This window comes from Leptodesmis sp., from assembly GCF_052746595.1.
Genome location: NZ_JBRAGO010000167.1, coordinates 1 through 5742 on the forward strand (window position 1 = coordinate 1; position 5742 = coordinate 5742).

The window sequence follows — 5742 nt, forward strand, 5'->3', positions numbered from 1 at the left end:
GGCGAAGATAGTTGGACGGCAGCGTCCCGCAAAAATAGCTCGATGCCAGGGTAATTGTTGAATATCCCCCTTAAGTAATTAGACTTAAGAGGGATATTTTTTTCCTCACTATAAAGTGAGCGATCTGAAGTGGGCAGATATGACGATCGCTGATCGTTTCGTAAGATTTACCCCACGGGCATTCTGCTTGTCAGTAAGCCTATGCCTACTATAGACAGGGTGAGTAGGTCTATGGCAACCCAGCCCACTAGATTTGCCAGCAGCAGCTTCTCTTTCGGAAAACGATTGTTCTTTAGCTGGACTTGGTTTAGGATCATTGTGAATAGGTTACTTGCTTTTCCCTGAGCTTTATTCTCTTCAGGTGGGCACTCTGAGAGCGAGATCGCGGAGCGTTTGCATTGGTAAGTGTTTGTAGGGCACTACCTTTCAGAGTATGGCTTACGAAGTAGTTGATCATTCACTGATTCAAGATATGCAGGTGGGGGTTCTGCTATTGGACACCGAGGCAACTGTTTTGGTGGCGAATCAGGCAGCCCTTGATTTGCTTTATCTCAGTAGCAAAGAGGAGTTATGCAGGGCCTCTTTATCCAACCATCTGCACTTTTGGCAGGAGAATGGTAGGCCCTATGAACAGGCTGAATTACCAATTCAGTCGGTCATTGCTCTTGGTCAACCGCTTCAAAACCTGGTGTTGGGTGTTCAGTCTGATACTCATCCAGATTGCCGCTGGTTGCTGGTGAATATTAATCCTCAACTGACACCGCAAGGAGCGGTAAAACAAGTTGTTTGTACGCTGAGTGACATTACGCGCCAGAAGCAGGCAGAAGCCGCTCTGCTGCAGAGCAAGAGTCAGTATCAAACCCTGGCTAATAATGTGCCTGGAATGATCTATCAACTGGTCTTCCGACCAGGCAAGGGATTTAAGTTTTCTTACATCAGTCCCGGTAGCTGTGAGATTTTTGGCCTGGAACCCAGTGATCTACGACAAAACCGCGATTTGCTCTGGTTTCTGACCTATCCTGAGGATGTGAAAGGCTTAAAGCGATCGATCATTCGATCGGCTAAGCAACTGTCTCCCTTTGAGCATACCTGGCGAACGATCGCGGGAGGCCAGTTGAAATGGGTGAGTGCAGTCTCTCGTCCTGAACTGCAGTCGGATGGCAGCATCATCTGGGATGGATTGCTGACCGATATTACAGAATAACGGCTGGCCGAGGAACGCCTGCGAAAAAGTGCTGAACGGGAACGCACGATCGCCCGGATTATTCAGCGGATGCGGCAAACCCTGAAACTAGAACGTATCTTTAGCGCCACAACAGAAGAATTACGAGATGCCTTGCAGTGCGATCGCGTAGTTATCTACCGGCTAACGACCAACCCCCAGGAGCAAATCGTGGCTGAGGCAGTGGGCGAGGGATGGAATTCTGCGTTGAAACTATCTGCAGACGAAGTAAGAGATCACTTACCCCTGCATGGCCTGGAAACTCAGGACAGTGTAGATACGCTAGGAATTAGTTATTGTCGCGTTACCGATATTTACCAGGCCAATTTGCAATCGGACTATATTAGCTACCTGGAGCAACTGCAGGCTAGGGCTTATCTGAGTGTACCGATCTTTTCTGGCCATCAACTTTGGGGATCCCTGGTGGCTTATCATAATGCGGCTCCTCGTGACTGGGATACGGCAGAAACCAAAATTGTGCTGCAAGTTGGAGGACAATTAGGTGTAGCTGTGCAGCAAGCTGAGCTGTTGGAACGGACTCAACGACAGGCGGCTGAACTACGAGAGGCGAAAGAAATTGCTGATGCGGCTAACCGGGCGAAAAGCGAATTTCTGGCCAACATGAGCCATGAGTTACGCACGCCGCTGAATGCAATTTTGGGTTTCACTCAATTGATGCACCGCGATCGCTCCCTCACCCGCGAACACCAGGAATACATTGAAATCATTAGCCGGAGTGGAGAACATCTGTTGGCCTTAATTAATAACGTGCTGGAGATGTCCAAGATTGAGGCTGGACGAGTTACGTTGAACGAGGGGAACGTCGATCTTGCTCGCCTGCTGGATAATCTGGAGGCAATGCTGCAATTGCGGGCGCAATCCAAGAGATTATCGCTGGTGGTTGAGCGTTCACCTGTCTTACCCCGATATATCCGAACGGATGAAGGTAAGCTAAATCAAGTTCTCATTAATCTTCTGAGTAATGCCATTAAATTTACTCAACAGGGCCGAGTGACATTAAGAGTCAACGTAGCAGACTCCTGGCAACGGCATCTTTTGCCGGATACGACTACCCTTTACTTTGAGGTAGAAGACACGGGATCTGGAATTCTTCCCGAAGAAATTGACCACTTATTTGAGGCATTTAGCCAAACTGAAATAGGATTGAAAGCCACTGAAGGGACGGGGTTGGGGTTAGCCATCAGTCAAAAATTTGTCCAGTTGATGGGCGGGCAAATTAGCGTTGATAGTCGAATCGGTCAGGGTAGTACCTTTGCCTTTACCATTCAGGTCATGGTTATTGCAGAAGCTCCTGTAGAAAAGCCTGCCGCGATCGTCGGCAAAGTGATTGGGGTGGCAAACAATCAGCCGCCTTGCCGAATTTTAATCGCCGATGATGATCCCACCAACCGCTTACTTTTGAATAAGCTGTTGAAAAGGCTGAACTTTGAAGTGAGAGAGGCGAACAATGGCCAGGAGGCGATCGCTCAATGGCAAGCCTGGCATCCTCACTTAATTTGGATGGATATGCAAATGCCAGAGATGGATGGATACGAGGCTACACGGTAGATTCGAGAACAGGAGGCATGGGGCAATGAAGGGTATGAGGCACCAGCCAATCAATCGACAAATGACAAACGACCCATGACCAAAATTATTGCCCTCACCGCCAGCGCCTTTGAAGAGCAGCGACAGAAGATTCTGGCTGCTGGATGTGATGACTTTGTCCGCAAACCTTTTAAGAAAGAGGAAGTGTTACAGAAAATTGCTGAACATTTAGAGGTGCAATATCGCTATGAAGACAGCCCTGCCTCAAGTCTGGTGCCGAATCTGGTGCAATCTGGACCTTCAGCCTATACCCTGACACCGGATAGCTTATGCGTGATGCCTGTGGGCTGGCTACAAAAGTTGTATGCTGCTGCCGCGCAGGGAAGTGATACGACGCTACTCCGCTTGATTGCCGAAATTCCGCCCCATCACGCCCTACTAGCTCAGACTCTGACTCAATGGGTCAATCAATTTCGGTTTGATCAAATTATGGAGCTGACTCAATCCTATCCAGATTCTGTCCAATAGTTGACGACAGTGTACTATGAACCATCAGGTTGGCATTGACAGCATTGATATTTTGATTGTGGTTGATACGCCAGAGAATCTGAGACTGCTCTCTGTCATGTTATCCAAACAGGGATATCAGGTGCGGAAAGCGATCAATGGGCAGATGGCGTTTACAGCCGTTCAGGCTTTAAAGCCAGATTTAATTCTGCTCGATATTATGATGCCAGAGCTAGATGGTTATGAAGTTTGCAGACAACTCAAGACCAACCCTGAAACTGCAGATATTCCTGTGATTTTTCTGAGTGCGTTAGATGATCCTTTTGATAAAGTACAGGCATTTAGAGTAGGCGGAGCGGATTACATCACTAAGCCTTTCCAACTTGAAGAGGTACTGGCTAGAGCGCAACACCAGTATCTCTAAAGGTGGCGACTCGGCAACTGCGTGAACTCAATGCCTGGTTAGAACAACGTATTCAAGAACGCACCCAGGATTTGGAGGTTGCCAATGCTCAGTTAACGAAGCTGGCACTCCAAGATTCGCTCACTGGTTTGGCTAATCGGATTGCACTCTTAAAACGACTGGAACAGGCAATAGAAAGGACTAAAGAAGATGCGATGTACCAGTTTGCCCTGCTGTTTCTGGACTGCGATCGCTTCAAGATTGTCAATGATTCCCTGGGGCACGAAGTTGGAGATGCCTTGCTGATTAGCATTGCTCAGCGTCTGGGACAGATCCTGAAACCGGGGGATTTATTGGCCCGATTGGAAGGAGATGAGTTTGCGATCTTTTTAGACCAGATCGAGGGAATTTGGACTGCCACTCAGATGGCGGAATACATCCTGCACCAGATTGCCGATCCATTTTGCTTGCCAGAACAGATGGTCTTTATCAATGCCAGCATTGGTATTGTGCTGGGAGATGCTCAGTATGAAAAGCCAGAGCATCTGTTGCGCGATGCGGATACAGCCATGTACCATGCTAAGGCGGCTGGCAAAGCCCAGTACCGAATTTTTGATGCCACGATGTACAGAACAGCGCTCCGTCGCCTGCAGTTGGAGATGGAGTTGCGACAGGCGATCTCAGAGCGTCAATTTATCCTCCACTATCAACCGATCGTCGATCTGCAAACTGGAACCGTTGCTGGACTGGAGGCACTTGTGCGCTGGAACCACCCCACTCGTCTGATTTCTCCAGCAGAATTCATTGGAGTGGCTGAGGAAATCGGATTGATTAACGAAATCGGCACCCTGGTTTTACGAGAAGCCTGCCATCAACTCCGGAATTGGCAAAAGCAAGGATTAGTAGAGTCCCATTTGAGTGTGAGCGTGAATTTATCTGCTTATCAGTTTGCTCAACCTGATCTGATGGAGCAAATTTTGCAAATTCTGGCTGAGACTGAGTTGGAGCCGCATTGCCTGAAACTGGAACTGACAGAGAGTGCAATTATGCAAAACGCAGATTCCGCGACTCAGATCCTGCGGGACTTAAGACAGCACCAGATTCAACTCAGCATGGATGATTTTGGCACAGGCTATTCTTCCCTCAGCTACCTGCGTTCCTTTCCGATGGATTACCTCAAAATCGATCGCTCTTTTGTCCAGGGATTAGATAAAACGGTGAAGGAACTCAATTTAGTGGCGGTCATTGCCGCGATCGCCCAAACGATGGAGATGAAAGTGATCGCAGAAGGGATTGAAACCCCTGCCCAACTTGCCCACCTGCGATCGCTCAACTGCGACCTTGGCCAGGGCTATCTCTTCTCCAAACCCCTCCTAGCCCATCAAATTATTGACCTGTTGAGAGTTGAGAGTGAAAAGTTGAGAGTTCAAAATTCTCAGTTTTGAGTTGATGATCTACTCTCCTCTGAATCCCCGATCCCCAATTCCCGATCTCCTACCCCTCCCATTTCCCTCCTGAGACTGGATGTTTTTTGCTTTGAAGTTGAAATAATAAGGAAAAACGACTTTTAATCAGGAAGGCAGTTCCGTGAATTTCAACTTCTTCGATCTGTTCTGGCTGTTCTGGATCTTTTTGGCTATTTCATCCCTGCAACCCCTGTTGCAACGGCGGCAAATTGAGTTTCGACGGGTGTAGGCTATCAAAGCTTTGGAACAGGAACGGAAGAGTCGAGTGATTTTGTTAATCCATTGGCAGGAATCCCTCAGCCTACCGGGAATTCCCCTGTCGCGCTACATCACGATCGAAGATTCGGAGCAAATCCTGCGGGCGATTCGCCTCACGCCTGCCGATGTGCCTATTGACTTAATTCTGCATACGCCCGGTGGTCTGGTGCTGGCGACGGAACAAATTGCCAGAGCATTAATTCGGCATCCCGCCAAAGTGACGGTGTTTGTGCCGCACTATGCCATGAGTGGGGGCACGATGCTGGCTCTAGCGGCAGATGAGATTTTGACTCTCTCCCCACGCCTAAAGGCAGGGGATTCTTTTCACTGCCCGACGC

The 5742-nt window shown here is 48.6% G+C and carries 6 protein-coding genes; all 6 read left to right on the forward strand.

Annotated features, from left to right (window positions below; translation table 11 throughout):
• The first annotated feature begins 433 nt into the window (after window positions 1-433).
• On the forward strand, window positions 434-1204 hold the full coding sequence (locus tag ACUVQO_RS22150; protein WP_445927989.1) for a PAS domain-containing protein: 771 nt from the start codon (window positions 434-436) through the stop codon (window positions 1202-1204).
• A 69-nt stretch (window positions 1205-1273) separates the two neighbouring features.
• The gene (locus ACUVQO_RS22155) at window positions 1274-2791 is read left to right on the forward strand and encodes an ATP-binding protein (RefSeq protein ID WP_445927990.1); all 1518 of its coding nucleotides are present in this window, start codon (window positions 1274-1276) and stop codon (window positions 2789-2791) included.
• 75 nt (window positions 2792-2866) lie between these two features.
• Window positions 2867-3298 carry a response regulator gene (locus ACUVQO_RS22160; RefSeq protein WP_445927991.1) on the forward strand — a complete coding sequence of 144 codons (432 nt, stop codon included), beginning with the start codon at window positions 2867-2869 and terminating at the stop codon, window positions 3296-3298.
• A gap of 16 nt (window positions 3299-3314) precedes the next feature.
• Window positions 3315-3701: a response regulator gene (locus ACUVQO_RS22165; RefSeq protein WP_445927992.1), complete on the forward strand. Its 387-nt coding sequence runs from the start codon at window positions 3315-3317 to the stop codon at window positions 3699-3701.
• Window positions 3702-3703: 2 nt separating this feature from the next.
• Window positions 3704-5125, forward strand: coding sequence for a putative bifunctional diguanylate cyclase/phosphodiesterase (locus ACUVQO_RS22170; protein ID WP_445927993.1), 1422 nt, complete (start codon window positions 3704-3706; stop codon window positions 5123-5125).
• A gap of 286 nt (window positions 5126-5411) precedes the next feature.
• Window positions 5412-5742: SDH family Clp fold serine proteinase (locus ACUVQO_RS22175; RefSeq protein ID WP_445927994.1), on the forward strand; the 331-nt coding region annotated here is incomplete at its 3' end.